The organism is Luteibacter sp. 22Crub2.1 (genome assembly GCF_900167995.1).
Taxonomy (GTDB): Bacteria; Pseudomonadota; Gammaproteobacteria; order Xanthomonadales; family Rhodanobacteraceae; genus Luteibacter; species Luteibacter mycovicinus.
This window is the reverse complement of the sequence record NZ_FUYT01000013.1, coordinates 84,623-110,209: the sequence shown is the minus strand read 5'-3', so window position 1 is coordinate 110,209 and position 25,587 is coordinate 84,623. Positions and strand designations below refer to the sequence as shown.

The following is a 25,587-nucleotide window of genomic DNA, read 5'->3' as shown; positions in this document are numbered from 1 at the left end:
TATAGCGCCTACAAACGAATCACCTAAACTTCATTCCACGACATCGAGGTGCGCAAGATGGATGTGCAGGGTATCGATCAACTCGCACAGCGGTTGGCATCGTTGGTTCCGCCAGGGTTGGCGCAAGCGCGTGAGGATATGCACGCCAACTTCAAAGACATTCTGGCGCAGGGACTACGCCGCCTCGATCTCGTAACCCGCGAAGAATTCGATGTGCAGAGCCAGGTACTGGCTCGTACGCGAGAAAAGCTCGACGCTCTGGAAAAGCGCATTGCCGACCTGGAAGTCAGCGCTGCGCAGCGCGGCCAATAGGGAAGGCCGCACAGCCCGGGACCGCCCCCGATCCGTCACCCTCACCCCGAGAGCGGTCGGGGGCGGTTATTTTTCTCCGAACAGGCGCAAGGAGTGCGTATGCGAGCCGGATCCCTTCAGGATCACCGACGTTCGCATCCCTTGTGGATGCGTAACCGGTTACGATACTCCCCGTCATGAGCCTCGCCGTCACCCTTTCGCGCGCGCAGGAAGGCGTTGCCGCGCCACAGGTCATCGTCGAGGTGCATCTCTCCGGCGGCCTGCCTTCCACCTCCATCGTCGGTCTGCCCGAAGCGGCGGTGCGCGAGGCGCGGGATCGTGTTCGTGTCGCCATCCAGAACACCGCCTTCGAATATCCGGCCCGTCGGGTCACCGTGAATCTGGCACCCGCCGAACTCCCGAAAGACGGCGGCCGGTTCGATCTGGCCATCGCGCTGGGCATCCTCGCCGCGGGCTCCCAGGTGCCTCGCGAGCGGCTCGACGATTGCGAGTTCCTCGGCGAGCTTGCCCTGTCCGGCGAGCTCCGTGCCGTACCCGGCATCCTTCCCGCCCTGATCCGCGCTCGCCGTAGCGGTCGCCGCATCGTCGTACCCCGGGCCAATGCCGCGGAAGCCGCGTTGATCGGGGAGGGCGACATCCTGCTGGCGGACAGCCTCGCCGAGGTCTGCGCCTGGCTGCGCGGCAACGGCAATCTGACCAGTCCCGCCACGGCCGACTTCTACGACCTGCCGACCTGCGGCCCTGACATGCGTGACGTGCGCGGCCAGTATCAGGCGCGCCGCGCCATGGAAATCGCCGCTGCGGGTGGTCACCATCTTTTGCTTATCGGTCCGCCCGGCACCGGCAAGACCATGCTGGCCGAGCGTCTCCCGGGGATCCTCCCGCCGATGACCGAATCGGAAGCGCTTGAGAGCTGCGCCATTCGTTCGCTGTCCGGCGAAGAGATCGAGCCGGGCTGCTGGCGCCGTCGTCCCTTCCGCGCTCCCCACCACACGGCCTCAGGCGTCGCCCTGGTCGGCGGCGGGGCCAATCCGCGTCCTGGCGAGATCTCGCTGGCGCACAACGGCGTGCTCTTCCTCGACGAGTTGCCCGAGTTCAGTCGGCACGTGCTCGAGGTGCTTCGCGAGCCGCTGGAGTCCGGGCAGATCGTGATTTCACGCGCCGCGCGGCAATCGACGTTCCCGGCCGAGTTCCAGCTCGTCGCGGCGATGAATCCGTGCCCCTGTGGTTACAACGGCGATCCGCTGCACGAGTGCCGCTGCACGCCCGATCAGGTACAGCGCTATCGCGGGCGTATCTCAGGCCCGCTACTCGATCGCATCGACATCTGCGTCGAAGTGCCGCGCGTTTCCATCGCCGAGTTCTCGGCCATGCGTGGGCCCAGGGACGACGACAGCGCGACCGTGCGCGCGAGGGTGGTCAAGGCCCGGGAGAAAGCGCTGCTGCGCGCTGGCCAGGCGAACGCGGAGCTGAGCGTCGTCAACCTCGAACGCGACTGCGCGCTGCCGTCCGCGGAGCGCGAGTGGTTGCAGGTGACGCTGGATAAGCTGGGTGCCTCGGCGAGGGCGTATCACCGGATTCTTCGTGTCGCGCGGACCATCGCCGATCTGGAAGGCGGGGCGGGGTGTGTGGAGCAGGTGCATCTGGCGGAGGCGTTGCACTATAGGCGGTTCTAGCCACTGAGCTTTGCAGTGATTCATTCAAGGAGAATGTTCATGAGTATTTGGGATGACCTTCAACAAGAAACCAGCTTCATCTCCGCGATCGAGGATGCGGTTAGAAATCGCATCAATTCGATAGCCGACTCGATGCAAGTGCCGACGGGTGGGCAGGAGAGCGTTGCGCTGTCTGGCGCGAGCGGAATTGACATCCAGTTCGGTCCGGCGACTTTGGATGATCTAACCATATCGGCTGAAATTACTGGGCAAGCCTTGGCATCCGCGTCCTGGATGGACGGTGGCAATGACGCGAAGCCTGAAGAGCGCGAAGTCGACGTTCAGCTGTCGGGCTTTCTGTCGATCAGCATGCCCAGTGATTTTCTTCTTATTCCCCTTGCTGACCTTGCGGTACAGCTCGAAATCGATACTGATGATATTGATGTTGATTTTGAACTGGAGGATCAAGAGCTCGATGACTATGACGGTCTTGATAACGAGTGAGGGCGTGACCATGGACGAATCGATGTTTGGAGGATTGCACTGGAAGTGGGTGTTCGTACTGGTTGCTGTTTTGACCGTCCCGATCGTCGTTCTTCTCGTTGTGCCGCATGCGGCGGTTGACCGCGTTACAAGCGGATGGAATAATCTCGGATCTTATTTCGGGGGCGTCGCCGGTCCGCTGCTGAATTTGTTCGGTCTTCTGGCAGTTCTTGCAACGCTGCGGGTCCAATCCGCGCAGCTCGCGGACGTTCGTCTTTACGACGAAAGAAACAGGCTCCGGGAAAGAGAAGCCCGTATTGAAAATACAATCGGCGGTCTACTCGACACCCTCAGCAATATTGTCGCCAGCATTACGGTTCCGTGGAAAAAGCGGCACGTTACCGGCGCCTCTGCATTTCGTCCGCTTTACTGGCACCTGCGACGTAGTTTTCGTTCGCAACTTAAGACGTCTCCTGGGAACAGTGTCGAAGCGGCGACGAGCGCCTACTCACTCTTCCACCGACAGTACGGAAGTCTGGTTGGGCATTACTTCAGAACCTACTACACGATCGTGAGATCAATTGATGAATCTCTTTTGGCTGATGACGATCGCAAGCGTCTGATTTCCTGGCTGACGTGTCGCATGAGTCGGTTCGAGTTGCTGCTTCTTTTCTATAACGGCGTGTCAGTCCACGGGACGAAGAAGCTGAAGCCGCTGATCGAGCGTTATGGACTTCTTGAGCATCTCGATCATCACCTCCTCTTCGATCAGGCCCACGTACTTTTCTACGACAAGGGCGCTTTCAGGCAAGGCGACCACCCGTAGCGCTCAATTAAGACTTATTTCATGTACTGACCAGTTGACGAATCCCCCGGCCAGGAGCATGATTCTGTACCAGGCGGTTCTCTAATGGACTGTCTGCCCCGCTCCGGTGCTGGATACCCCTCCCTCCCCCCGCTCCAGCACCGGGGCCCGGCCTTTATCTTCACCAACGATTCCCTATGCTCTTCTTGACGGCCCGCCTCTGGCGCTGGCCGTTTTCTTTTTTGGAACAGGGAAAATCATGGGACTCGAACTCGGCATCCTGCTGACACTGATGCTTGGCATCGGCTTCCTCTGCCAGTGGGTGGCATGGCGGGTGCGCCTTCCGGCCATCCTCTTCCTGCTGCTGGCAGGCATTCTGGCGGGCCCGGTGACCGGGCTCCTTCACCCGGACAAGGTCCTGGGCGACCTGTTGTTCCCGGTGGTATCGCTGGCGGTGGCGGTCATCCTCTTCGAAGGCAGCCTGACCCTGCGCTTCAGCGAGCTGAAGGGTATCGGGCACGCGGTCCGTGGCCTCGTCAGCTACGGCGCGATCATCGCGCTGCTGATGCTGGCGGGTGCGGCCCACTGGATCGGTGGTCTCAGCTGGGAACTGGCGCTGCTCTTCGGCGCACTGACCTGCGTGACCGGCCCGACCGTGATCGCGCCCATGCTGCGCACGGTTCGGCCCAATGCCCGTATCGCCAACATCCTGCGCTGGGAGGGGATCATCATCGATCCGATCGGCGCCCTGTTTGCGGTGCTGGTCTATGAAGCTATCGTCTCGCACCGCGAAGGTCACTCGATCCAGATCTTCCTCGGCACGATCGCGTGTGGCGCGATCGTCGGTGGCGTCGCCGCATTCATTCACGGCAACCTGCTGCGTCGCCACTGGATCCCCGAGTACCTGCAGAACTTCGGCACGCTGGCCGCGGTGCTCGCTACGTTCACGCTGTCCAACACGGTGGCACACGAGTCGGGCCTGCTGGCGGTGACCCTTATGGGAATCGCGCTGGGCAACATGCGTGACGTACACATCGACGACATCATGGACTTCAAGGAGCACCTGACCACCTTGCTGGTCTCGATGCTCTTCATCCTGCTGGCGGCGCGTCTGGACTGGCCGCTTCCCGATGGCGCGCTGCTGGGTGGCGTGCTGATCTTCTTCGTCGCGCAGCTCGTCATTCGTCCGCTGTCGGTCCTGGTGGCGAGCGTTGGCGGCGGGCTGTCGTGGCGTGAGCGTGCATTGATCGCCTGGGTCGCGCCGCGAGGCATCGTCGCCGCATCCGTGTCGGCGTTGTTCGCCATTCGTCTGGAAAAGGCGGGCATGGCCGGTGCCGACAAGATGGTGCCGCTCGTCTTCCTGATGATCATCGGCACGGTGGTCTTCCAGAGCGCGACGGCGCGTCCGCTGGCGCGCTGGCTGAAGGTTGCCGACCCCGAACCGCGTGGCGTGCTGATCTACGGATCCGACATCGTCGCGCTGGAGATCGCGCGCGCCCTGGCCGCCAATGAGGGGCTGCGTGTCGTCGTCGCCGACGACGACTGGAACGGTATTCGCACGGCGCGTATGGCGGGACTGTCGACGTTCTTCGGCAATCCTTCGTCGCAGGCGGCGGATCGCAATCTCGATCTCGCGGGCATCGGCCACCTGCTCGCCGTATCGACACATCGCGAACTGAACTCGCTGGCCAGCGTGCACTATCGCGAGGAGTTCGGTCGCGACAAGGTATTCCGCCTGCGCAACCTGTCGCCCGAGGAAAGCCACGGTCGCGCCTCGCTTGCGGGGAGTCTCGTCGCCACCGCGTTGTTCGCCGAGGACATGACTCACGCGCGCTTCGCGGAACTGCTGCACGAGGGATGGCGAATCAAGTCCACGCGACTGACCGAGACATTCGACTGGCCGCATTTCATCGAAGAGTACGGTTCGCGCACGGTGCCGTTGTTCGGGGTCGAAGAGAAGGGCGACCTTCGCATCGCTTCGGGCAAGAAGGTGCTGGAGCCTAAGCCCGGCTGGACGGTGATCGCCCTGGTGCCGCCAGAGCGCTGATCGCTGCCGCGACACGGGGCGGCGTTCGCAGGGTCCATCGATGAACATGAGCACGGCGGCGAACATACTTTCGCCGCCGTGCCCGGGCGCAAACGATTCGCGTCGAACGCGTTACGCCGCTGAGGCCGGATGAAACTGCTGTTCTTCCGTCGAACCGCTCAGCGCGGAGAGCGAACTGAACGAGCCTGAGATCACCTGGTTCACCGTGTCGAAGTAGCCGGTGCCGACCTCGCGCTGATGCTTCGCCGCCGTATAGCCATCCTTCTCCGCGGCGAACTCCGCCTCCTGCAGTTCCACATAGGCCGCCATCTGGCGGTCCTTGTAGCCACGTGCCAGCTGGAACATCGAATAGTTCAGCGCGTGGAAGCCGGCCAGGGTGATGAACTGGAAGGCGTAGCCGAGTTCGCCAAGCTGCTTCTGGAACGTCGCGATCGTCCTTTCATCGAGGTTCTTCTTCCAGTTGAAGCTCGGCGAGCAGTTGTACGCCAGCTTCTTGCCCGGATACTTCGCATGGATGGCCTCCGCGAACCGGCGCGCCTCGTCCATGTCCGGTGTCGACGTCTCGCACCACAGCAGGTCGGCATAAGGTGCATAGGCGAGCCCGCGACTGATCGCCTGTTCGATGCCTTGCTTCGCCTCGTAGAAACCTTCCACCGTGCGCTTGCCAGTGAGGAAGGGCTTGTCGTAGTCGTCCACATCGGAGGTGACCAGCGCGGCACCCATCGCATCCGTGCGCGCGACAATAAGTGTTGGCACGCCGGCGACGTCGGCGGCCAGTCGCGCCGCGACCAGCTTCTGCACGGCTTCCTGTGTCGGCACGAGCACCTTGCCACCCATGTGACCGCACTTCTTCGCGCTGGCCAGCTGGTCTTCGAAATGCACGCCGGCGGCGCCCGCTTCGATCATGTGCGTCATCAGCTCGTACGCGTTGAGCACGCCGCCGAAGCCCGCTTCGGCATCGGCGACGATCGGCACCAGCCAGTCGAGACCGTCCTTGCCCTCGGCGTGATGAATCTGGTCCGCGCGCAGCAGCGTTTTGTTGATCTTGCGGACGACGTTGGGCACCGAGTCGACCGGATAGAGCGACTGGTCGGGATACATCGCCCCGGCCGTGTTCGCATCGGCGGCGACCTGCCAGCCGGAGAGGTATATGGCCTGCAGTCCGGCCTTGACCTGCTGCATCGCCTGGTTGCCCGTGAGCGCGCCCAGCGCATTGACGTAAGGCGTGTCATGAATGGCGCGCCACAGGCGATCGGCACCGCGGCGGGCGAGCGTGTGCTCAACCTGGACCGTGCCACGCAGCTTCACCACGTCCTCGGCGGCGTAGGGGCGTTCGACGCCCTTCCAGCGTTCGTTGTTGGTCCAGTCCAGCGTGATGTGCTCGGCGTTATGCGTCTTCATCGTAAGGCTCCTTCGAGAGGTCGGTCAGGACAGGTGTTCGTAAGCGGGAAGGGTGAGGAAGTCGCGTAGTTCGTCGGCGTGAGTCAGTGCGGAAATCAGGCGGGCCGCATCATCGGCGCGCGATGCGCCGGGCAGGTCGCTGCCGCGAAGGCGGTGCGCATGGGCCGCGAGTGCCTGGTCGAAGAGGCCGAAGTCGATGTGTGCGTGGTCGCTGAACTCGATCGGTCCGTGATGCAGCCATTGCCAGAGCTGCGCGCGGGCGATCTCCGCGGTGGCGGCGTCTTCCATGAGGTTGTGAATCGGTACGCAGCCGAGGCCTTCGAGCCACGCCGCCGTATAGCGAAGGCAAACCTCGACGTTATTGTCGAAGCCGGCGCGGGTGACCGTACCGATGGCGGGCGCGATGAGCGCGTCACGCGAAACGGTCACGTCGTCGCGTGTCACATGCAGCTGGTTCGATGTCGGCATGTGTTCGTCGAAAATCGCCATCGCGACGGGGACGAGCGCTGGATGGGCGACCCAGGTGCCATCGTGTCCCGCGGTCACTTCGCGCAGCTTGTCGGCGCGGACCTTTGCCATCGCGGCATCGTTCGCGGCGTCGTCGCCGCGAATCGGAATCTGCGCCGCCATACCGCCCATCGCGAAGGCGCCACGGCGATGGCAGGTTCGGATCAACAGTTCGGAATATGCTTTCAGGAAGGGCGCCGTCATAGTGACCTGACCGCGCTCGGGTAGCAGTCGATCCGAATGAGCGCGGAACGTCTTGAGATAAGAAAAGATGTAGTCCCAGCGGCCGCAGTTCAGCCCGACGATGCGGGCACGCAGCGCGTGCAGGATCTCGTCCATCTGGAACACGGCGGGGAGGGTTTCGATGAGCACGGTGGCCTTCATCGATCCGTGGGGCAGGCCGAGCTGCTCCTCCGCACAGGTCATCACCGATTCCCATAGTGCGGCTTCTTCCATGCTCTGCAGCTTCGGAAGATAGAAGTACGGGCCGCGATCTTTTTCGTGAAGCGCGGTGGCGTTGTGGAAGGCGTACAGCCCAAAGTCGACGAGCGCGCCGGCGACCACGTCACCGTCGACCTCGGCATGGCGCTCGGGCAGGTGCCAGCCGCGCGGGCGGATCACCAGCACTGCCGGATGCTTGCCGACGCGATACACCTTGCCCTCGCCGTTGGTGAACTCGATGCTGCCGTTCACCGCGTCGCGGAGGTTGCGCTGCCCTTCCATCTGGTTGGCCCAGGTCGGCGCGCTCGAGTCCTCGAAGTCGGCCATGAACACCTTCGCGCCCGAGTTCAGGGCGTTGATGATCATCTTCCGCTCGACCGGACCGGTGATCTCGACCCGGCGGTCCATCAGGGCATCCGGGATCGGGCCGACGGCCCAGTCGCCATCGCGGATCGCCGTCGTATCGGTGCGGAAGTCGGGGAGTTCGCCCGCGTCGTAGCGTTGTTGGCGTGCCGTCCGCTCAGCCAGAAGGCTCAGGCGACGGCCGTCGAACCGGCGGTGCAGCCCCGCCACGAAGGCGATGGCATCCGGCGTGAGGATGTCGCCGTAGGTGTCGCGGCCGTCACCGAAGCGGACGCCGGAGAGGGGATCGATCGCGCTCTTTGGAACTGCCATGGGTCCGTGCCTCGGGATGCGGGTCTGGAGTTGAAGCTATGCCCGGGGCTATGCTTTTGACAAAGCATATGTTTCAAAGATCAATATTAAATATGTTAATGTAGTACGTATCTCGCGGAAATATTGGAAGAAAATGTCGGATAAGAAGACGGTTGTGCGAGCCAGACGCTCATCGAAGCCGGCTCCGACACGGACGAAAGGCCGCGAGAGCCCCGATGCCACGAGCCGCTTTTACTACAAGGGCAATCGTCTGAAGCAGCTGCGTGCCTTCGTCTACACCACCCGCCTGGGCACGCTGAGCCGCGCTGCTGAGGCTTTATTCCTGTCTCAGCCTTCGGTGAGCCTGCAGCTCAAGGCGCTCGAGCGCGAGATGGGTATGCCCCTCCTCGAGCGCACACGACGTCGCGTCACCCTGACCGACGCCGGCGAAGCCCTCTATGAGATGGCCCGTCCACTGGTGGAAGGCTTCGAGAACCTCGACCGGGAATTCCAGAAGAAAACGCGGGGTGCGCAATCAGGCAAGCTGACCGTGGCGGCGGGATCCTCGACCATCCAGTACCTGCTGCCCGAGCTCGTGAAGGCGTACCGGGAGCGGTATCCGTCCGTACAACTCCAGCTCGCAAACGTTACGGGTAAGGATGGCCTCGCGCTGCTTCGTGCCGACGACGCCGATATCGCGATTGGCTCGATGCTCGACGTGCCCAACGACATCGCATGGGCGCCGGTCTATCACTACGACCCGATGTTGATCATGCCGCCCGATCATCCGCTGGCTGCGAAGTCGGAGATTCGGCTTGAAGATCTCTCTCCCTATGGGCTGATCCTGCCGCCGCAGCGGCTTACGACATTTCGCCTGGTCGATATGGTTTTCCAGCAACGGCATGTGCCTTACACCGTCGCGATTGAAGTCGGTGGCTGGGACGTGATCAAGCAGTACGTCGCGATGGGTCTGGGTATCTCCATCGTCACCGGTATCTGCATTACGGAAGCGGATCGCGAGAAGCTTGCTGTGCGAAACCTGCGGCAGTATTTCCCGCAGCGCAGCTATGGGGTTGTGATGCGTAAAGGAAAGTTTCTCAGTCCTGAGGCACGCGCCTTCATCGATCTTATTCGCCCCGGTCTGCTGACCCATCGTGATTACGATGAATCGGGGCATTCGGAACGCTGACACTCATGCGTAGGTGTCGATGCTCCGCTCGGGGTGCAACGCGCGGATCATGTCGCGCAAGCCGGTGGCCAGTTCCATCCCTTTCTCATAGATGCGAATGGTATCGGTCCAGTCGATTCCGGACGTCGAATTCCTAACGTATGAAAGGTGGCCATTGAGCCGTTCCATGACATCGAACGGCGTATCGATCCCCCGGTCATAGCCCATGGCCGCGAGCGTATCCTCGCCCTCGATGTCGATCGCTCCCTCCCAGAACAGTCGAGCTGTAATGGAATTTAGCTGGCGGGGAGTCGCATGCGTCAGATCGAGATCGCGAATCAGCTCTTGCGTCTCAGGTTTAAGACGACGCAGAGCGTCTGTCGCGGTGCCTGTGTTGAATCGCCCGGTGCCGATTCGCTGGACATGGCCGCGAACGATATTGGGATCTTGCTGTGTCAGATGCGGGCCATGAGTGCGATTCGCGATTTGCATGTTGATCTCCCTTCTTTAGCACGAGAATGCAGCCGGCGTCGGAAAATCGATGTCAGTTTGGTTCGCGTGGACGCGCAGGTGACTGGCGCGAAGTGTGTGGGTAAGTCGACCTCGTGAGCTGCCGACGAACATTGTGTCGTCTCGCCGCCTGACTGCCGTCAGATCGCCGTTTGAGGTCGTCGATACCGCATACCTTGCCGAAGCGCGGTTCTGCGCGTCGCCAAGGAATATCTATGCGTCATCAAAAGAAGGTAGTGGTACTCATTGCGTTCGGACTTCTGTCTGCCGCCGCACTCGCCGCGCAAGCAGGGTCCCGTGGCGTGCCAGCGGGTACGTGCCAGATCTACACGAGGTTGGAAGGGCTTAGTGGAAGGCTGCAGAGCCAACAGTTCGCGGTCGTCCGGGAGTGGCGCACTGGATGCACGGGATCGGTGATGGCTTCCGCCGGACGAGGCTACCTGTCGTTCGAGCAGTTTCAGGACGGTGCATGGCGTCCCCGCGCCGAAGGCATCTCGGTCAACCTTGCGCGACTCCCGCCCGGTACCTACCGCCTGCGAGTAAAGAACATCAACCACACTCCACTCGATTACCTCGTCCGACTGTCCTACGGCATCGGGTGACCATCGCGCTTCACACCCCGCGATGCTTCCCGCGATACCCCGCGAACATGGCGCGGATGCGCGTCATGTCCGCTTCCATATCACCCGAGGCATGGACCAGCGGTCCCACGGTGAATGTCTTCGTCGGGTAATCGATAAACACCGTCTGGATAGGCACGCCGGCGGCTCGCGCGATACGTAGGAATCCCGACTTCCATTGCTTGACGGGCTTACGCGTGCCCTCGGGCGCAATGGCGACCCACATCTTCTCGTGCTCGGCAAAGCGCTTGACCATCTGGTCGACGACATTGGTGGCCGCGGAACGATCGATGGGAATCATGCCGAGCCTGCGCACCACAGGACCCAACGGCCCGTTGAGGACTTCGCGCTTGATCATCACCCCGACGTCCATGCCCATGGCCGACTTCACCAGCAAGCCCCACACACCGTCCCAGTACGACGAGTGCGGTGCGCCGATGAGAATGACTTTGGGCAGGTTCGGCATGTCGCCGACGACACGCCATCCGCTGCGCTTGATCACCCACCGGCAGATGCGCATCCAGCGGGACACGGGCAGCTGCGGAATGTTCGGGCCGAGTACGGGAATGCCATCCACGGGAGGGAGGGTCACTCGGCGCTCCATTTGGTGGAACGACCTTTCTTGGTCTGGCTGCGCTGGGTCTTGCCCGCGAGACGGCGTTCCTTCGAGGCTCGGGTCGGCTTGGTGGCAACGCGCTTCTTCGCCACGACCGTCGCGGCGCGAATGATCTCGGCAAGACGGTCTCGCGCGTCATCGCGGTTGCGCGCCTGCTCGCGGAAACGACGGGCCTGGATCACCAGCACGCCGGCATCCGTTATCCGGCGGTCGCCTCGAGCAAGCAGTCGTTCGCGAACCGCGTCGGGCAACGACGGCGACGACGCGACATCGAAGCGCAGCTCGACCGCGCTCTCGGTTCGGTTGACGTGCTGTCCCCCCGGACCGTCCGCGCGGGTGAAGCGCTCGATCAGTTCGGCATCGGGGATGGCGATGGATGCGGTGACGTTAAGCATGATGGCTGCGGATTCTAGCAGCCGGCCCGCTAAATCCCGTCGTGCGCTGCCGCAGGCCAGGCGTAGGCGTCCTGCCAGGCGAAGCGTTCAATCAGGCGTAGCCAAGTGTCGTCCAGACTGGCTTCGATGCACATCGGGCGAACGGCGGTTGGGTGCACGAAGTCGAGCGCCGCGGCGTGCAGCAGCAGGCGGTGCGATGCGAAGTGCTGCTTGAACAGGCGATTGTGGTCGCCGCGTCCGTGCTGGCTGTCGCCCACCAACGGATGATGGATGTGGGCGAAGTGCTTGCGGATCTGTCGGAAGCGGCCGGTCCGTGGCTCGGCGAGCACGAGGGCGTATCGCTGTTTCTCGTAACGGCCCAGCGGAATGTCGACTTCCGTGGTGGCCAGTTGCCGGTAGTCCGTGCTGGCCTCGCGTCGTGGTCCCGTGTCTTTCGAGCCCGGCAAAGGGTAGTCGATCGTGCCTTCCGCCGGATCGGGCCAGCCGCGCACCACCGCGAGGTAACGCTTGCGGACGCTGCGGCCCATGAACTGCTCGCCGAGCTGGGCGGCGACTTCAGGCGAGCGCGCCACGAGCAACACGCCCGATGTCGCGCGATCCAGTCGATGCGCGAGGTGCAGTCGCCCATCGACTTGCTCACGGAGCAGGTCGATCAGAAACGCATCGTCCGGCCCGACGAACTTCGAGCGGTGTACTGCGAGGTTCGCGGGTTTGTTGACGGCGACGATGTCGTCATCCTGATAGAGAATCTCTAGCACGTCGGTCAGGGCACCCGGCGCGGCCAGCCCGCGATGAATGCGGCGACACCCACCACGGCGGCGGCGATCGCCGGCCACATGCCACGCGACGACAACGTACCGATCAGGGCCGCACAAATCAGCAGCGTAGCGCCGAGCAGGCCGCACGCGATCAGGCGACGCATGCGTCTCGCATCGTCGCGTGCCAGGGCGAGAGCGATCGGGTCCGCTATCTCGCGGCGTTCGCCGCTGGCGACCTGACGCAGTGCGTCGCGCACCAGCTCGGGCACGCGCGGCGCCGTATGGATCCATTCCGGCAGGCGACGACGCACGTCGCGCAGGGTGGCCCGCACGCTGTAGCGCTCGCGCAGGATCCGGCGAAGCACCGGGTGAGCGACGGCCCAGATATCGATCTCGGGGTCGAGCATACGGCCGACGCCTTCGATATTGAGCAACGTCTTCTGCAGCAGGATCAGCTGCGGCTGCAGCGTGAGCTCGAAGCGACGCGCGGTCTGGAAGAGCTTCACCACCAGCTCGGCGATGGATATCTGCGACAGCGGGCGTGTGAAGTAGGGCTCGCAGACCGTGCGCACAGCGGCCTCGAGCTCATCCAGCCGAATGGTCGACGGCATCCAGCCGGCGGCGACATGCAGCTGCGCGATGCGCGCGTAGTCGCGCTCGAACAGGGCGATGAAGTTTTCGGCGAGCCAGTACTGGTCGGCCTCGGGCAGCGAACCCATGATGCCGAAGTCGAGTGCGATGAATCGCGGCTCGTCCACACGCGAGGTGTCGACCCAGATATTGCCGGGGTGGGCGTCGGCGTGGAAGAAGTTGTCGCGGAAGACCTGCTCGTAGAACAAGCGCACGCCCTTCTCGGCGAGCGCCTTACGATCGAGGCCGGCGGCATCGATCGCGACGACGTCATCGGCGCTGACGCCGCGCACGCGTTCCAGGGTCAGCACGCCCTGGGTGCTGAAGTCCCAGTGCACTTCCGGGACATACAGGTCGATGCCGCTGGCGAAGTTGCGCCGGAGCAGACTGGCGCTGGCGCCTTCGCGTTGCAGGTCGAGCTCGTTCTCGAGCATCTTCTCGACCTCGGCCACCACTTCGAGCGGACGGATCTTGTCCGCGGCCGGGTGCCAGCGCTGAGCGAGCTCACCGAGTGCATGGAGCAGGTCGATGTCGCGGGCAATCCGCTTGTCGATACTGGGGCGCAACACTTTGAGCACCACCTCGCGGCCGTCGTGCAGCGTGGCCGCGTGCACCTGGGCGATGGAGGCGGACGCCAGTGCGTTCTCGTCGAAGCTGGCGAACAGTGTCGCGACCGGCGCACGCAATTCGCGCTCGACGATCGCGCGTGCCTCGGCGCCGGGGAAAGGCGGCACCTGATCCTGCAACAGCGCGAGTTCGTCGGCGATGTCCGGCGGCACCAGATCGCGCCGTGTCGACAGCACCTGGCCGGCCTTGACGAAGATCGGGCCGAGTTCGGTCAGAGCGAGACGCAACCGCGCGCCGCGCGACATGCCTCGGGTGTCGGCGGCCGGCCCGGGAAACAGTGGGCGCAGCAGCTTGAGCGGGCGGTAGATACGCGCGCCCTCGATCACTTCGTCGAGCTGGTACTTGAGCAGGATGGCGGCGACACGCAGCAGGCGTGGAGCAAGGCGCAGCGGCGTCATGAATGTCGCTCCTTCAGGGCACGCTCGAGTCGGGCAAGCCGGGCCTCCGCGCGCTCGGCGCGCTCGCGGACCGTATCGACCCCGTCGAGGAAGATATCCATCTCGCCCGGCGCTACCGCGACCCTGCCTTCGTCACGAAGCCAGTCGGCGCCGTCCTCGGTCAGGTGCGACACCGTGTCGCGCGCGTGGGCGAGTCCATCGCGGAGCGCTTTGGCCAGGGGAACGCCGATCCGGTCGCCGAAGGTCTTCGCGAAAGCTTCCTCGACATCCGGCGCATACTGGCGCGCGAGACGCTCGAGGCGGCGAGCGAGTTCGGCATCGCCGGCGATGTCGACCTTACCGGGCGCCACGCCGTCGTCGTCGCGGCGCATGGCCATGGCGAGGAGACTGCCGGGCGAGGCGACGACACGCAGGCTGCCGCCGTCTTCAGGCGGTCCCACGCGCAAGCGGCCCTTTTCCACCGTAATGCGGATGCCCAGTTCGGGGCCGGCGAGATGCACCTGCACACTGCGGCCATCGAGCGCGTCGAGACGGGCACGGGTGTCGGGATCGAGGTCGACCGCGCGGTTGAGTGCGGTCTCCATGGCGCGTCCGGCCAGCACGCGCAGCGGACGGGGCAGGAAGCGGTTCGGGCCGGCGTCGGCTGAGGGTCGTTCGGGGGTCATGCCCCGATTGTAGCTTGCGCGGGTCAGCCCGCGCCGTCGAAACCCGCCTGACGCCACGCTTCGAACACGGCGACCGCGACCGCGTTGGACAGATTGAGGCTGCGATTGCCCGGACGCATGGGCAGGCGCACGCGCTGTGCCTCCGGAATCGCGTCGAGTACGTCGTCGGGCAGGCCGGCCGTTTCACAGCCGAAGAGCAGCGCGTCGGTCATCCCGAAGGCGACGTCGGTATGAAGCTGGCGCCCCCGGGTCGAGAAGGCGAAGACACGCGGCCGTCCGATGGCATCCAGACAGGCGTCCAGGTCGTCATGGACCGCGACGCTGGCGAACTCGTGGTAATCCAGGCCGGCACGGCGCAACCGGGCATCGTCCAGCTCGAAGCCGAGCGGTCGTATCAGGTGCAGGGTCGCGCCGGTGTTGGCGCACAGACGAATCACATTGCCCGTATTGGGCGGAATCTCGGGTCGGAACAGGATGACGTGGGGCATGCCCCCATTATGCCGCCGGCGGTGGGCACGCGGCGGCATCCTCGCCCGATACGCACGCGGTCGTCGCGACGGGATTCATCTGGCTGGTCGCAGCCAGCTGGATCGGCGCGCCCGTGTACGTGAGCATGTTGCCGACAATCAGGCCGCAGACCAGCAGGGAGGCGACGAGCAGGGTGCGCAGGATGAGCAGTTCGTGTTGCATGTCGGTGGCTCCGGGTACGGGTTTTCTTGGGTCAGACCATCTGGAACAGCGTCAGGCCACAGACGAACATCGACGTGGCGAGCAGGGCGCGGAGCATCAGCATTTCGTATTTCATGGCGTCGTCCTCAGTGTTGCCGGAGCGAAAGGCCGTCCGGCGGGGCATGACTAGTAACGCAAACGCCGTGCCAGTCTTTAAGAGTGCGCAATCAGCTGATTCGCATGAGGTTTGTCAGGTCGTTCCGAAAGCGATGCCTGTCCGCGGACACTGACCGTGTGCGAGCGGACACCGTCCGCACACTCCGGCATGCCCGATTGCGTCGGGACGACATCGCGGGCTAGCCTCCACGGGACCCGGGCCATGAAGGCCCACTGGAGCCGTGCATGAAGAACCGCCTCACCCTGCTTGCCGCCGGGCTGATCTCCTTCGTCGGGGCCGCCGCCGCGGCCACCACCTCTCCCGATGCGATTCCCGACATTCCCTACACCCGTTTCCAGTTGCCCAACGGGCTGACGGTGGTCGTGCATGAGGACCACAAGGCGCCCGTCGTCGCGGTCAGCATCTGGTACCACGTGGGCTCGGGAGACGAGCCGGCCGGCAAGACCGGCTTCGCGCACCTCTTCGAACACCTCATGTTCTCCGGGTCGGAAAACCGTAAGGGCACCTACTTCCAGCCCTTCGAACGTGCCGGCGCCACGGACATGAACGGCACCACCTGGTTCGACCGCACCAACTATTTCGAGACCGTCCCGACCACCGCCGTCGACATGGCGCTGTGGATGGAATCCGACCGCATGGGCCACCTGCTCGGCGCCATCGGCCAGAAGGAGCTCGACACCCAGCGAGGTGTCGTCCAGAACGAAAAGCGCCAGGGCGAAAACCGCCCCTACGGCCGCGTCGACGAAAACGTCCTGGTCAACACTTTTCCGGCCAACCACCCGTACCATCACGACACCATCGGCTCGATGGCCGACCTCGACGCGGCCTCGCTCGCCGACGTCAAGCAGTGGTTCCACGATTACTACGGCGCGTCCAACACCACCCTCGTGCTCGCCGGCGACATCACGGTGGCACAGGCGAAGGCCAAGGCCGAGAAGTACTTCGGTGACATCCCGGCGGGTCCGCCGGTTCCTCGCCAGCAGGCGTGGATCACGCCGGTGCAGACATCCTCCCGGGGCACCCAGCATGATCAGGTGGCGCAGACGCGCATCGTGCGTACGTGGATCGTGCCGCAGCTGGGGACCGACGACGCCGTGCAGCTCGACCTGGCCACGACCGTGCTCGGTGGCGGCAAGACATCGCGGCTGTACCAGCGCCTCGTTTACCAGGACAAGATTGCGGATGACGTGAGCCTGGGTATTTCGCCTTTCGCCCTGGCCAGTCAGGTGCAGCTGACGGTCGACGTGAAAAACGGCGTCGATCCGGCGAAGGTCGAAGCGGCGGTCGCCGACGTCTGGAAGGACTACCTGGCCAAGGGGCCGACCGACGACGAACTGCTCCGGGCCAAGGTCGCCAATCGTGCCGGCTTCGTGCGCGGCCTCGAAAAGGTCGGCGGTTTCGGTGGCAAGGCGGTCATCCTTGCCGAGGGCCAGGTCTACCGGAATGATCCCGAAGCCTATAAGAAGGATCTCGAGCGCGCGCAGAAAGCCACGACGGCCTCCGTGCTGGCGGCGTCGAAAACCTGGCTGGCCAAGGGCGACTACACGCTGACCGTGCTGCCTGCCGCGCCGGGTTTCGATCCCGCGGCCGAAGACAAGGCCGTGGTGGGTCTCGGCGACGCGCAAGGTCGTCCGGCCGCCGTCACTCCCCCCGCGAAGACGTATACCGTCGGCAAGTCTGAGGTGGACCGCAGCACGGGTGTACCCGCCGTCGACACGTTCCCCGACCTGTCCTTCCCGAAGCTGCAGCGCGGCAAGCTGAAGAACGGCATCGAAGTCGTGCTCGCCGAGCGCCACACGGTGCCGGTCACTCAGGTGCAGCTTCTGTTCAATGCCGGCTACGCGGCGGATCAGGGCCGTAAGCTGGGCACGGCGAGCTTCACCTCCGCCCTGCTGGAAGAGAGCACGAAGTCGCTCGATTCCGTGGAGGTCGCGCGCCGCAAGGAGCGTCTCGGCGCCATCGTGTCGTCCAGCTGCTCGCTCGATAACTGCAGCGTCGGTCTCAACGCGCTGAACACCGACCTCACGCCGTCGCTGGCGCTGTTCGCCGACATCACGCGCAATCCGGCGTTCAAGGCGGACGACATCGAGCGCGTGCGCGGCCAGTGGATCGCGGGCATCGCGCAGGAGAAAACCGAGCCGACCGGGCTCGCATTGCGCACCCTGCCGCCGCTGCTTTACGGCAAGGATCACGCGTACGGTATTCCGTTCACCGGCAGCGGCACCGAAAAGGCCATCGCTTCGCTCACCGCCGATGATCTCGCCGCATTCCAGCGCGACTACCTGCGCCCCGACAACGTGCGCATCGTCGTGGCCGGCGATACGACGCTTGCCGACATCCTGCCAAAACTCGATGCTGTCTTTGGCGACTGGCAGGCGCCGTCCACCGCGCTGCCGAAGAAGAACATCGGTGAAGTCGCCGCGCAGCCCAGGCCGCGCGTCTTCCTGATCAACCGGACCGACGCCCCACAGTCGCTGATCCTGGCGGGTCTGCTGGCGCCGTCGACCAAGGCGAAGAACGCGCTCGACCTCGGCATCGCCAATGGTGCCTTCGGTGGCACGTTCACTTCGCGCCTCAACATGAACCTGCGTGAGGAGAAGCGTTGGGCTTATGGTGCGGGCAGCATGCTTTCCGATGCTCAGGGTCAGCGCCCGCTGTTGTTCTACGCGCCGGTGCAGACCGATAAGACCGCCGAATCCGCTGCGGAAATCCTCAAGGAGGCAAAGGCCGTTATCGGACCGAAGCCGCTGACCGACGAGGAAATCGAGAAGATCCGCGCGCAGCGTGTTCGTGCGCTGCCCGGTAGCTTCGAGACCACCTCGGCCGTTCTGGGGGCGATCACGGGCATCCTGATTTACGACCGTCCGGACGACTACGTGCAGACGCTGAAGTCGCGTATCGAAGGCGTCGACCGCAAGGACGCCGAAGACGCCTTGTCAGCCGTGATCCATCCGGACGCGCTGACCTGGGTGATCGTCGGTGACCTGCGCAAGATCGAAGCCCCGGTGCGTGCGCTGAACCTCGGCGAAGTGCACGTGATCGATGCCGATGGCGCGCCGGCGAAGGACACCGTGCCTGCCAGGGCGGCCAGGTCCAAACCGGCCCCCTCGAAAAAGTGACCGGGCGCGAGGGCGCGAACGAAGAAGATCGCGCCCTCGCTTCCATCCGGCTAGCATACCCATCGAACGATCTTCCGGAGCTCTACCATGCGCAAGGCCCTTGTCCTCCTCATCCCGCTCGCCCTTTCGGCCTGCACGTGGGGCATCAAGCTCGATGACAGCGCGCGCAATGTCCGCACCGCCTGGAACGGCGACGTGTCCAGCTGCCGCGATCAGGGCAAGGTCACCGTCTCCGTACAGAGTCGTGTCGGCCCTATCGATCGCAACGACCTGAAGGTCCGCGACGAACTCGAAGTGCTCGCACGCAACGAAGCCGCGAAGATGGGCGCGGATACCGTCAAGCCGCTCGGCGATCCGAACGGTGGTTCGCAGGAGTGGGGCGCCTATTCGTGTGGGCCTCGCGGTGCCGGTCCGGGCCGTGCCAACAACCCGCCGCCGCCTCCGCCGCAGAACAACAACGCGGCGCCGCAGGCTGGGTTCGAAACCGTCCCGCTGAAGAACTGAGCCTGGCTCAGATCGGCCTCACCCCTTCGCCCGCGTGCCGGGCGAAGGTCGCCGCCAGCCAGTCGATGAACACGCGCACCCGCGGCGACAGCTGCCGGTTGTGCGGGTAGAGCAGAGATACCGGCGACGGTGTCGGCGGAAACGCTTTGAGTACTTCGACGAGCGTGCCGGCCGCGAGGTCAGCGGCCACGTGGTATCTCGGCACCTGAATCAGGCCCAGCCCCAGCCGCGCGAGTGTCAGATTCGTCTCCGCGCCCGTCACCGTGACCGTCGATGGCAAGGTGACGTGCCGCACGTCGTCGCCGACGACGAATTCCAGGGGCAGCGTTGCTCCCGTCGACGTCGACAGGAAGCCGATGGCCTCATGCCCGTCGAGATCGTCCGGAGACGAGGGCATGCCACCGTGTCTTTCGAGATATCCGGGGCTGGCGCACGTCACCTCGTCCAGCCAGGCGATGCGGCGTCCCACCATCGTGCTGTCGCTGAGATCGCCGACACGTAACACGCAGTCCACCCCTTCGCGAACGAGATCCACCCACCGGTCGCCTTCGCCCACGTGGATATTCAGTGCGGGATAACGGGCCAGGAACTCCGGCAGCGACGGAAGAACGAAGTGGCGGGCGAGGGTGCCGTGTACGTCCACGCGCAATAAACCGGCCGGGCGGGCGTCCACGAACGCAGCCTCCGCATCCTCCACGTCGGCGAGGATTGATACGCAGCGGCGATGGTAAGCCTCCCCATCCAGCGTCGGACTGACATGTCGGGTGGTTCGCTGGAGCAGGCGGACGCCGAGCCTGGCCTCGAGTCGCTTGATCGCCTGCGTAACGGTCGACCGCGGCAGGTCGAGGTCCGTTGCAGCGAGCGTGAAGCTTCTCCGTTCCACGATGCGGACGAACAATCGCATGGTGTCGAAACGATCCAGGGCCATCCTTTGTTCCGTTGCAAGGAATAGTGAAGCCCAATATAGGTGGATTATCCGCCGACAGCCAACGCCCATCTTGGTCTCGCCCGGCAATCGCGCCGGTATCGGAGAACCGAGATGAACGTGAAAAACAGCAGGATCGCCATCGTGACGGGTGCCTCGCGCGGCATCGGTGCCGCGGTTGCCAAACGGCTCGCCAGCGACGGCTTTACCGTCCTCGTGAACTATTCGGGGAGCGCGCAGGCGGCGGAGGCGGTCGTCCGGGAGATCGAAACGGCCGGTGGCCAGGCGATCAGTGCGCAGGCGGATGTCGCGAACGCCGCGGATGTGCGTCGCCTGTTCGACAAGGCCGAGGAGGTTTACGGCGGCGTGGATGTCCTGGTGAACAACGCGGGCGTGATGGCGCTGGCCCCGGTGGCCGAGTTGAAGGACGAGGACTTCGATCGCCTCTTCGCGATCAACGTCAAAGGCAGCTACAACACCATGCGCGAAGCGGCGACGCGCCTTCGCGAAGGTGGCCGCATCGTCAATTTCTCATCCAGCGTGGTTGCCCTGTTGCAGCCGGGCTATGCCGCCTATGCCGCGACCAAGGCGGCCATCGAAGCGACCACGATGGTGCTGGCGCGCGAACTGCGTGGCCGCCACATCACGGTGAATGCGATTGCCCCCGGTCCGACCGGCACCGACCTGTTCCTCGACGGCAAGTCGCCCGAGCTGGTTGACCGGCTGGCCAAGCTGTCACCGCTGGAGCGTCTCGGCACGCCGGACGACATCGCCGCTGCCGTGGCATTCCTCGCGGGGCCGGACGGCGGTTGGATCAACGGTCAGGTGCTGCGCGCCAACGGCGGGGTGGTCTGACGTGAAGCAGATCATCCTCATTACCGGGGCATCCAGCGGTTTCGGCCTGCTGACGGCGCGCGCACTCGCGGCGGCGGGACACACGGTCTATGCCAGCATGCGCGATGTCGCGGGTCGCAATGCCGCCAACGCCGAAGCGGTCCTGAAAGAAGCGGCTGAACGGCAGGTCGATCTTCGCGTCGTCGAGCTCGATGTCACCTCCGAGGCATCCGCAGAGGCGGCCGTGAAAACCATTGTGGATCGCGATGGCCGTCTGGATGTCCTCGTGCACAACGCGGGTCATATGGTGTTCGGTCCCGCTGAAGCCTTTACGGCGGAGCAGTACGCCCAGCTCTACGACGTCAACGTCCTAGGCACGCAAAGGGTGAACCGCGCCGCGTTACCGGTGATGCGTGCGCAGGGCAGGGGCCTGTTGCTCTGGGTCTCATCGAGCAGCACGCGCGGCGGCACGCCGCCGTTTCTCGCTCCGTACTTCGCCGCGAAAGCCGCCATGGACTCGCTCGCGGTCAGCTATGCCGGCGAGCTGACCCGCTTCGGTATCGAGACTTCGATCATGGTGCCGGGCGCCTTCACCAGAGGAACCAACCACTTCGCTCACGCGGGCAAGCCCTCCGATGAGCCGCGCGCGGCCGCCTATATGGATGGTCCGTACAAGGGCATGCCGGACACGATCCTGAAGGGGTTGGCTGCGCTCGAACCGGCCGATGCCGACGCGGGTGAGGTGGCAACGAAGATCGTCGAGGTGGTCGGCTTGCCCTTCGGCAAGCGGCCGTTCCGGGTGCATGTCGATCCGTCCCAGGATGGTGCGGAAATCGTCAGTGGCGTCGCGGACCGCATGCGTCGCGAGTTGTTCTGGCGCGCGGGCATCGAGGATCTGCTGACGGTCAGGGCGGGCTGATCGCCAGCGTGCTGCTGATCCGATCGGGGAAAGCGCCGGCACGGATAGGGCACGTGACCGTCAGCCCGGTCGGACACGGTGGCGGACACGGACAGTGTCCGCGGACACCTGGCCGGCGTGTCACGCGGTGCCGCAACTCGCTGAGCCAGCGCGAGTTAGCGTCCTTTTGTGGGTTTGGCCCGTCTCTTGCTCTTTCGGGTATGCGAACAAGGGCAGGGGACCGACCGGGATGTTTGGCTATTACGTGGAACTGGCCGTGCGCAGCCTCAGGCGCAATCCCGTACTGACGGGCCTGATGGTGCTGGCCATCGCGGTGGGTATCGGCACCAGCATGACCACGCTGACCGTGATGCATCTGCTCTCAGGGGATCCGCTTCCGGGTCGAAGCGAGCATCTCCATTACGTGCAGGTCACGCCGTATCCCCAGGATGCAACGCCCACGCATCCCAGCGAAGTGATGGACTACCGCTCCGCGATGGATCTGTGGAAGGCGAAGCGCGCGGATCAGCAGGCACTTCTGGTCGGAAGCACGATCAAGGTCCATGTCCCGGCGTCGACATCGCCGCCACTGCTGCTGAGCATGCTGTCGACTCATGCGGACTTCTTCACCATGTTCGCGGCGCCCTTTGAATATGGTGGCGCCTGGACGGCGGAGGATGACGAGAAGCACGCTCGGGTCGCCGTGATCTCGTCCGATCTGAACCACAGGCTCTTCCGAGGCGAAAACAGTATCGGCAAGATCATCCGCCTGCGCGACAGCGACGTTCGCATCGTGGGTGTGCTGAAACCCTGGCGTCCGTCGCCGCTCTTTTACGACGTCTATGGCGGCCGCATGGCGCATGGCGACACCGCCGACTTCTACGGGAAGATCGAGGACGTAATGACGCCCTTCCAGTCCGGCCTCGAAATCAACGACGGCAATTTCGTCCAGTTCACGTGCTGGCAACTTCCTCCGTCACCGGGCCATCTGCAGGATGCGCCGTGTCTTTGGGTGAGGTTGTGGGTGCGGCTGCAAGACGATGCGAAAGTCGCGGCGTATCGCCGCTTCGTGGCCGACTACGCTGCGCAACAGAAGGCGCAAGGTCGCTTCCGTCACGACCTGACGGCCGTGCCATCGCTGATGGAATGGATGACGAGCAATCGGGTCGTACCCGGTGACGTGCGCTTGCAGGTATGGCTTGCGTTCGCCTTCCTCGCCATCTGCCTGTGCAACACGGTCGGCCTGTTGCTCGCGAAGTTCCTTCGCCGTGGCGCGGACTTCAGTGTGCGTCGGGCGCTGGGGGCCACGCGCGGGGCGGTCGTCATGCAGTGCCTCGTCGAGACCGGCGTCATCGGCATCGCCGGCGGTCTGCTCGGCTGGTTGTTCACCCTGGCCGGCCTGTGGCTCGTGCGCCAGCAACCTGTGCCTTATGCGGATATGGTCCGACTCGATGCATCGATGTTCATGACGACGTTCGTTCTCGCCGTGACGACCAGCTTGCTGGCGGGCGCGCTACCCGCCATCCGTGCCGGTCGGGTCGCCCCCGCGCTGCACCTGAAGACGCTGTAAGGACGATCGCCATGCGGACGCACCCCATCTTCGCCGGACTCCGGCATCACCGCCTCGCCACCACGCTCATCGTGCTGCAGATCGCGCTTGCCTGCGCCGTCATGTGCAATGCGTGCTCGCTGATCGCGGCACGCTGGCAGGCCATGCAGCTGGTGACCGGTATCGACGAGGCTTCGCTCGGCACGTTGTATCTGTCGGGTTTCGAACCGGGACGCGCCAATGACCTCAACGCGCGGATGGTGGCCGGGCTTCGTGCCATCCCCGGGGTGACGGCGGTCAACGTGGTGAACACGGTGCCCTTCAGTCACGGCGCGGGAACCGTAGGCGTGACACTGGACGCCGCGGGGCAGCGCGAGGGGGGCGTCGTCGACGTTTATCTGGGCACGCCCGGTACGCTGGAGGCACTGGGCATACTCATCGTCGAAGGGCGCGCGCCCGGCGCCGAGGACTACCGTCCTGTGGGCGACTTCTTTCCCTCCCAGGCGAACGTGCTGATTACACGCGCCGCCGCGGATCACATGTGGCCTGGTGTGAGTCCTCTGGGCAAGGAGATCTTCGTCGACAAGAACCACTTCCGTGTCATCGGCGTCATGGAACACCTCTCCATCGCCAGGCCCGGTTCCATGGGGCCGGAGGAAACGGACTGGTCGGTGTTCGCGCCGTCGCTTGCCGGGCCCACGCTGGCCGGCACTTACGTGATTCGCGCGAAGCCGGGCGATCTACCCGCCGTGATGCATAAGGCGCGCGAGGCGGTGACCGCACTGGCGCCGGATGCCGTGCTGATCCGTGAAAACAGCGACTCTCTGCCGGCGTTGCGCGCCGCCCACTTCGCCAACGACAGGGCGATGATGAGCCTCCTCGTCGGCATCATCGTGACCCTGTTGCTGGTGACGGCGCTGGGCATCGTCGGCCTGGCGAGCTTCTGGGTGCAGCGGCGGCGTAAGCAGATCGGCATTCGCCGGGCGATCGGCGCGTCCCGTCGCGACATCGTCCAGTACTTCCAGCTGGAGAATTTCTTCATCGTAAGCATGGGCATCGGCGCAGGCGTGCTGCTGGCTTACGCTGCCAGCCTCACGCTCATGCACTTCTACGAAGTGCCCTTGTTGCCGCCGTGGTATCTGGCGGTGGGTGGCGCGACGCTTTGGATTCTCGGGCAGTTGGCCGTGCTGGGGCCCGCCCTGCGCGCGGCGGCGGTCCCGCCTGTGGTGGCGACGCGGGCGGGATGAGGGCATTGCTCTTGCTCAGCTGCCGGAGTGCGCGACGGTATGCGCCGTGATCGTGTAACCGAACGGATCGACAAAGGCGAAGTAGCGGCCGAAAGGGCCATCTTTCGGTGCGAACACAATGGGCGTCCCGTGCCCGACGAGATGATCGTGCAGCGCATCGGCATCGTTGCATCCGAACCAGAGAGCGATGCCCTCACCGAGGTTGTCGTTTCGGCTGAGCTCGGCGACAGGCGTGCGCACGGCGAACGGAATGGGTCGGGTATCGAAGACCACGGCGCCGGGAGGGCTTTGGGCTGCGACCTTCAGCCCCACGACATCGGCGTAGAAAGCCCGTGCCGCATCGAGATCATGGGTTTGAATGCCGACGAAGTCGGGGCCGATCAGATGGGGCATGACAGTCTCTCCTGTGCGTGAGTTGGGCTAAGATATCAGTGTGCTGATACTAATGTAAGGGCCCTGATATGACCAGCCGTAAATCGCGACCCGAGATGAGCGATCCCTACGCGACCATCGGCTACGCCTTGAAAATGGCCCAGCAGGCGCTGCGAACGAGGATGGACGCCGGTCTGCGGGAGATCGGACTGACGACGCCGCAATACGCCGTGCTCACCTATCTGAAGAACGAAGCGGGTGCGTCGAACGCGACGCTCGCACGGCGCGCCTTTGTGACGCCACAGACGATGCAAGGCATCCTGGTCGCGCTGGAGCGCGCGGACCTCATCGTGCGCACGGCCGATCCCGACCACGGACGGGTTCAGAAAACCGAGCTCACCGCCGCGGGACTCGATGCACTGGACGCCGCGTCGGGCATCGCGGCCGACGCGGAAAGACGTCTGCGCGAGGCGTCGGCACCGGAGGATCCGCAGGCGGTCGCGGCGCTGTTGTTGCGGCTCGCCGAGGCGTTGCGCTGAGCGCGTAGACCTTTCACTACCGATCGATGCAGCCTCCTGCGTGCAAAGTTGTCGACCCGCT

Annotated in this window: 27 protein-coding genes; 14 read left to right on the top strand and 13 right to left on the bottom strand. The window is 64.4% G+C overall.

Translation table 11 applies throughout. The features are described 5' to 3' along the window. Window positions 1-57 precede the first annotated feature (57 nt). The 5 genes from B5X73_RS14620 (at window position 58) to B5X73_RS14605 (ending at window position 5,302) form a co-directional block, all read left to right on the top strand. Window positions 58-312, top strand: coding sequence for a ubiquinone biosynthesis accessory factor UbiK (locus B5X73_RS14620; protein WP_079522345.1), 255 nt, complete (start codon window positions 58-60; stop codon window positions 310-312). A 176-nt stretch (window positions 313-488) separates the two neighbouring features. Then, window positions 489-1,988 (top strand): YifB family Mg chelatase-like AAA ATPase, encoded by a 1,500-nt coding sequence (locus B5X73_RS14615; RefSeq protein ID WP_079522344.1) that lies wholly within the window; start codon window positions 489-491, stop codon window positions 1,986-1,988. A 39-nt stretch (window positions 1,989-2,027) separates the two neighbouring features. Further along, on the top strand, window positions 2,028-2,471 hold the full coding sequence (locus B5X73_RS21045; protein ID WP_176167851.1) for a hypothetical protein: 444 nt from the start codon (window positions 2,028-2,030) through the stop codon (window positions 2,469-2,471). Between the two features lie 10 nt (window positions 2,472-2,481). Continuing rightward, complete coding sequence (locus tag B5X73_RS14610) at window positions 2,482-3,276, top strand: putative phage abortive infection protein (protein WP_254857311.1); 795 nt, start codon at window positions 2,482-2,484, stop codon at window positions 3,274-3,276. Window positions 3,277-3,514: 238 nt separating this feature from the next. After that, window positions 3,515-5,302, top strand: a complete 1,788-nt coding sequence (locus B5X73_RS14605; RefSeq protein ID WP_043696368.1) for a cation:proton antiporter — start codon at window positions 3,515-3,517, stop codon at window positions 5,300-5,302. Between the two features lie 111 nt (window positions 5,303-5,413). On the opposite strand, the gene aceA is transcribed toward B5X73_RS14605, so the two are convergent. Both aceA and aceB read right to left on the bottom strand, forming a co-directional pair. Further along, on the bottom strand, window positions 5,414-6,703 hold the full coding sequence (aceA, locus tag B5X73_RS14600) for an isocitrate lyase (RefSeq protein ID WP_079522342.1): 1,290 nt from the start codon (window positions 6,701-6,703) through the stop codon (window positions 5,414-5,416). Between the two features lie 24 nt (window positions 6,704-6,727). Continuing rightward, window positions 6,728-8,326 carry a malate synthase A gene (aceB, locus tag B5X73_RS14595; protein WP_079522341.1) on the bottom strand — a complete coding sequence of 533 codons (1,599 nt, stop codon included), beginning with the start codon at window positions 8,324-8,326 and terminating at the stop codon, window positions 6,728-6,730. Window positions 8,327-8,459: 133 nt separating this feature from the next. Here aceB and B5X73_RS14590 point away from each other — a divergent pair, with 133 nt between their 5' ends. After that, window positions 8,460-9,494 carry a LysR family transcriptional regulator gene (locus B5X73_RS14590; protein WP_036109570.1) on the top strand — a complete coding sequence of 345 codons (1,035 nt, stop codon included), beginning with the start codon at window positions 8,460-8,462 and terminating at the stop codon, window positions 9,492-9,494. Between the two features lie 3 nt (window positions 9,495-9,497). Here B5X73_RS14590 and B5X73_RS14585 read toward each other — a convergent pair whose 3' ends face one another. Next, window positions 9,498-9,965: a hypothetical protein gene (locus B5X73_RS14585; RefSeq protein ID WP_036109571.1), complete on the bottom strand. Its 468-nt coding sequence runs from the start codon at window positions 9,963-9,965 to the stop codon at window positions 9,498-9,500. 434 nt (window positions 9,966-10,399) lie between these two features. Here B5X73_RS14585 and B5X73_RS14580 point away from each other — a divergent pair, with 434 nt between their 5' ends. Continuing rightward, window positions 10,400-10,585, top strand: a complete 186-nt coding sequence (locus B5X73_RS14580; protein ID WP_079522340.1) for a hypothetical protein — start codon at window positions 10,400-10,402, stop codon at window positions 10,583-10,585. Window positions 10,586-10,595: 10 nt separating this feature from the next. On the opposite strand, the gene B5X73_RS14575 is transcribed toward B5X73_RS14580, so the two are convergent. Genes B5X73_RS14575 through B5X73_RS21535 form a run of 8 tightly spaced genes read right to left on the bottom strand, consistent with a single transcriptional unit; the run spans window position 10,596 to window position 15,545 of the window. Beyond that, window positions 10,596-11,195, bottom strand: a complete 600-nt coding sequence (locus B5X73_RS14575) for a 1-acyl-sn-glycerol-3-phosphate acyltransferase (protein ID WP_254857306.1) — start codon at window positions 11,193-11,195, stop codon at window positions 10,596-10,598. Beyond that, window positions 11,192-11,614, bottom strand: a complete 423-nt coding sequence (gene arfB / locus B5X73_RS14570) for an alternative ribosome rescue aminoacyl-tRNA hydrolase ArfB (protein ID WP_079522338.1) — start codon at window positions 11,612-11,614, stop codon at window positions 11,192-11,194. Before arfB ends, B5X73_RS14575 begins: the two co-directional genes overlap by 4 nt. 29 nt (window positions 11,615-11,643) lie before the next feature. Further along, window positions 11,644-12,372, bottom strand: coding sequence for a pseudouridine synthase (locus tag B5X73_RS14565; protein WP_079522387.1), 729 nt, complete (start codon window positions 12,370-12,372; stop codon window positions 11,644-11,646). A 5-nt stretch (window positions 12,373-12,377) separates the two neighbouring features. Beyond that, window positions 12,378-14,027 (bottom strand): ubiquinone biosynthesis regulatory protein kinase UbiB, encoded by a 1,650-nt coding sequence (ubiB, locus tag B5X73_RS14560; protein WP_079522337.1) that lies wholly within the window; start codon window positions 14,025-14,027, stop codon window positions 12,378-12,380. Next, a complete protein-coding gene (locus tag B5X73_RS14555) occupies window positions 14,024-14,692 on the bottom strand; it encodes a ubiquinone biosynthesis accessory factor UbiJ (protein WP_036109583.1) in 669 nt (222 codons plus the stop codon). The genes ubiB and B5X73_RS14555 overlap by 4 nt, the downstream gene beginning before the upstream one ends. Before the next feature lie 23 nt (window positions 14,693-14,715). Continuing rightward, window positions 14,716-15,180, bottom strand: coding sequence for a tRNA (cytidine(34)-2'-O)-methyltransferase (locus tag B5X73_RS14550; RefSeq protein WP_036109586.1), 465 nt, complete (start codon window positions 15,178-15,180; stop codon window positions 14,716-14,718). 7 nt (window positions 15,181-15,187) lie between these two features. After that, the gene (locus tag B5X73_RS14545; protein WP_036109589.1) at window positions 15,188-15,382 is read right to left on the bottom strand and encodes a hypothetical protein; all 195 of its coding nucleotides are present in this window, start codon (window positions 15,380-15,382) and stop codon (window positions 15,188-15,190) included. A 31-nt stretch (window positions 15,383-15,413) separates the two neighbouring features. Further along, window positions 15,414-15,545, bottom strand: coding sequence for a hypothetical protein (locus B5X73_RS21535; protein ID WP_303048767.1), 132 nt, complete (start codon window positions 15,543-15,545; stop codon window positions 15,414-15,416). 218 nt (window positions 15,546-15,763) lie between these two features. Between B5X73_RS21535 and B5X73_RS14540 the strand changes: the two genes are divergently transcribed. Together B5X73_RS14540 and B5X73_RS14535 are read left to right on the top strand one after the other, a co-directional pair. Beyond that, complete coding sequence (locus B5X73_RS14540) at window positions 15,764-18,658, top strand: M16 family metallopeptidase (RefSeq protein ID WP_079522336.1); 2,895 nt, start codon at window positions 15,764-15,766, stop codon at window positions 18,656-18,658. Between the two features lie 87 nt (window positions 18,659-18,745). Continuing rightward, window positions 18,746-19,162, top strand: a complete 417-nt coding sequence (locus B5X73_RS14535; protein ID WP_079522335.1) for a DUF4156 domain-containing protein — start codon at window positions 18,746-18,748, stop codon at window positions 19,160-19,162. A 7-nt stretch (window positions 19,163-19,169) separates the two neighbouring features. On the opposite strand, the gene B5X73_RS14530 is transcribed toward B5X73_RS14535, so the two are convergent. Continuing rightward, window positions 19,170-20,084 (bottom strand): LysR family transcriptional regulator, encoded by a 915-nt coding sequence (locus B5X73_RS14530; protein WP_079522386.1) that lies wholly within the window; start codon window positions 20,082-20,084, stop codon window positions 19,170-19,172. 117 nt (window positions 20,085-20,201) lie between these two features. On the opposite strand from B5X73_RS14530, the gene B5X73_RS14525 reads away from it, so the two are divergent. From B5X73_RS14525 to B5X73_RS14510, 4 genes are all read left to right on the top strand, one after another. After that, window positions 20,202-20,942 (top strand): SDR family oxidoreductase, encoded by a 741-nt coding sequence (locus B5X73_RS14525; RefSeq protein ID WP_036109600.1) that lies wholly within the window; start codon window positions 20,202-20,204, stop codon window positions 20,940-20,942. A 1-nt stretch (window position 20,943) separates the two neighbouring features. Beyond that, entirely contained in the window at window positions 20,944-21,840 is an 897-nt protein-coding gene (locus B5X73_RS14520) for an SDR family oxidoreductase (protein ID WP_079522334.1), read from the top strand. A 229-nt stretch (window positions 21,841-22,069) separates the two neighbouring features. Beyond that, on the top strand, window positions 22,070-23,389 hold the full coding sequence (locus B5X73_RS14515; RefSeq protein WP_079522333.1) for an ABC transporter permease: 1,320 nt from the start codon (window positions 22,070-22,072) through the stop codon (window positions 23,387-23,389). An 11-nt stretch (window positions 23,390-23,400) separates the two neighbouring features. Then, window positions 23,401-24,615, top strand: a complete 1,215-nt coding sequence (locus tag B5X73_RS14510) for an ABC transporter permease (protein ID WP_079522332.1) — start codon at window positions 23,401-23,403, stop codon at window positions 24,613-24,615. Window positions 24,616-24,630: 15 nt separating this feature from the next. Here the strand turns inward: B5X73_RS14510 and B5X73_RS14505 are convergent, their stop codons facing one another. Further along, the gene (locus tag B5X73_RS14505; protein WP_079522331.1) at window positions 24,631-25,008 is read right to left on the bottom strand and encodes a VOC family protein; all 378 of its coding nucleotides are present in this window, start codon (window positions 25,006-25,008) and stop codon (window positions 24,631-24,633) included. A gap of 68 nt (window positions 25,009-25,076) precedes the next feature. On the opposite strand from B5X73_RS14505, the gene B5X73_RS14500 reads away from it, so the two are divergent. Beyond that, complete coding sequence (locus B5X73_RS14500) at window positions 25,077-25,526, top strand: MarR family winged helix-turn-helix transcriptional regulator (protein WP_254857305.1); 450 nt, start codon at window positions 25,077-25,079, stop codon at window positions 25,524-25,526. Window positions 25,527-25,587: the final 61 nt, after the last annotated feature.

Coding starts and splice junctions, on each gene's coding strand:
- B5X73_RS14620 (WP_079522345.1), top strand. CDS start 58: ATGGATGTGCAGGGTATCGATCAACTCGCACAGCGGTTGGCATCGTTG.
- B5X73_RS14615 (WP_079522344.1), top strand. CDS start 489: ATGAGCCTCGCCGTCACCCTTTCGCGCGCGCAGGAAGGCGTTGCCGCG.
- B5X73_RS21045 (WP_176167851.1), top strand. CDS start 2,028: ATGAGTATTTGGGATGACCTTCAACAAGAAACCAGCTTCATCTCCGCG.
- B5X73_RS14610 (WP_254857311.1), top strand. CDS start 2,482: ATGGACGAATCGATGTTTGGAGGATTGCACTGGAAGTGGGTGTTCGTA.
- B5X73_RS14605 (WP_043696368.1), top strand. CDS start 3,515: ATGGGACTCGAACTCGGCATCCTGCTGACACTGATGCTTGGCATCGGC.
- aceA (WP_079522342.1), bottom strand. CDS start 6,703: ATGAAGACGCATAACGCCGAGCACATCACGCTGGACTGGACCAACAAC.
- aceB (WP_079522341.1), bottom strand. CDS start 8,326: ATGGCAGTTCCAAAGAGCGCGATCGATCCCCTCTCCGGCGTCCGCTTC.
- B5X73_RS14590 (WP_036109570.1), top strand. CDS start 8,460: ATGTCGGATAAGAAGACGGTTGTGCGAGCCAGACGCTCATCGAAGCCG.
- B5X73_RS14585 (WP_036109571.1), bottom strand. CDS start 9,965: ATGCAAATCGCGAATCGCACTCATGGCCCGCATCTGACACAGCAAGAT.
- B5X73_RS14580 (WP_079522340.1), top strand. CDS start 10,400: ATGGCTTCCGCCGGACGAGGCTACCTGTCGTTCGAGCAGTTTCAGGAC.
- arfB (WP_079522338.1), bottom strand. CDS start 11,614: ATGCTTAACGTCACCGCATCCATCGCCATCCCCGATGCCGAACTGATC.
- ubiB (WP_079522337.1), bottom strand. CDS start 14,027: ATGACGCCGCTGCGCCTTGCTCCACGCCTGCTGCGTGTCGCCGCCATC.
- B5X73_RS14555 (WP_036109583.1), bottom strand. CDS start 14,692: ATGACCCCCGAACGACCCTCAGCCGACGCCGGCCCGAACCGCTTCCTG.
- B5X73_RS14550 (WP_036109586.1), bottom strand. CDS start 15,180: ATGCCCCACGTCATCCTGTTCCGACCCGAGATTCCGCCCAATACGGGC.
- B5X73_RS14545 (WP_036109589.1), bottom strand. CDS start 15,382: ATGCAACACGAACTGCTCATCCTGCGCACCCTGCTCGTCGCCTCCCTG.
- B5X73_RS21535 (WP_303048767.1), bottom strand. CDS start 15,545: ATGCCCCGCCGGACGGCCTTTCGCTCCGGCAACACTGAGGACGACGCC.
- B5X73_RS14540 (WP_079522336.1), top strand. CDS start 15,764: ATGAAGAACCGCCTCACCCTGCTTGCCGCCGGGCTGATCTCCTTCGTC.
- B5X73_RS14535 (WP_079522335.1), top strand. CDS start 18,746: ATGCGCAAGGCCCTTGTCCTCCTCATCCCGCTCGCCCTTTCGGCCTGC.
- B5X73_RS14525 (WP_036109600.1), top strand. CDS start 20,202: ATGAACGTGAAAAACAGCAGGATCGCCATCGTGACGGGTGCCTCGCGC.
- B5X73_RS14515 (WP_079522333.1), top strand. CDS start 22,070: ATGTTTGGCTATTACGTGGAACTGGCCGTGCGCAGCCTCAGGCGCAAT.
- B5X73_RS14510 (WP_079522332.1), top strand. CDS start 23,401: ATGCGGACGCACCCCATCTTCGCCGGACTCCGGCATCACCGCCTCGCC.
- B5X73_RS14505 (WP_079522331.1), bottom strand. CDS start 25,008: ATGCCCCATCTGATCGGCCCCGACTTCGTCGGCATTCAAACCCATGAT.
- B5X73_RS14500 (WP_254857305.1), top strand. CDS start 25,077: ATGACCAGCCGTAAATCGCGACCCGAGATGAGCGATCCCTACGCGACC.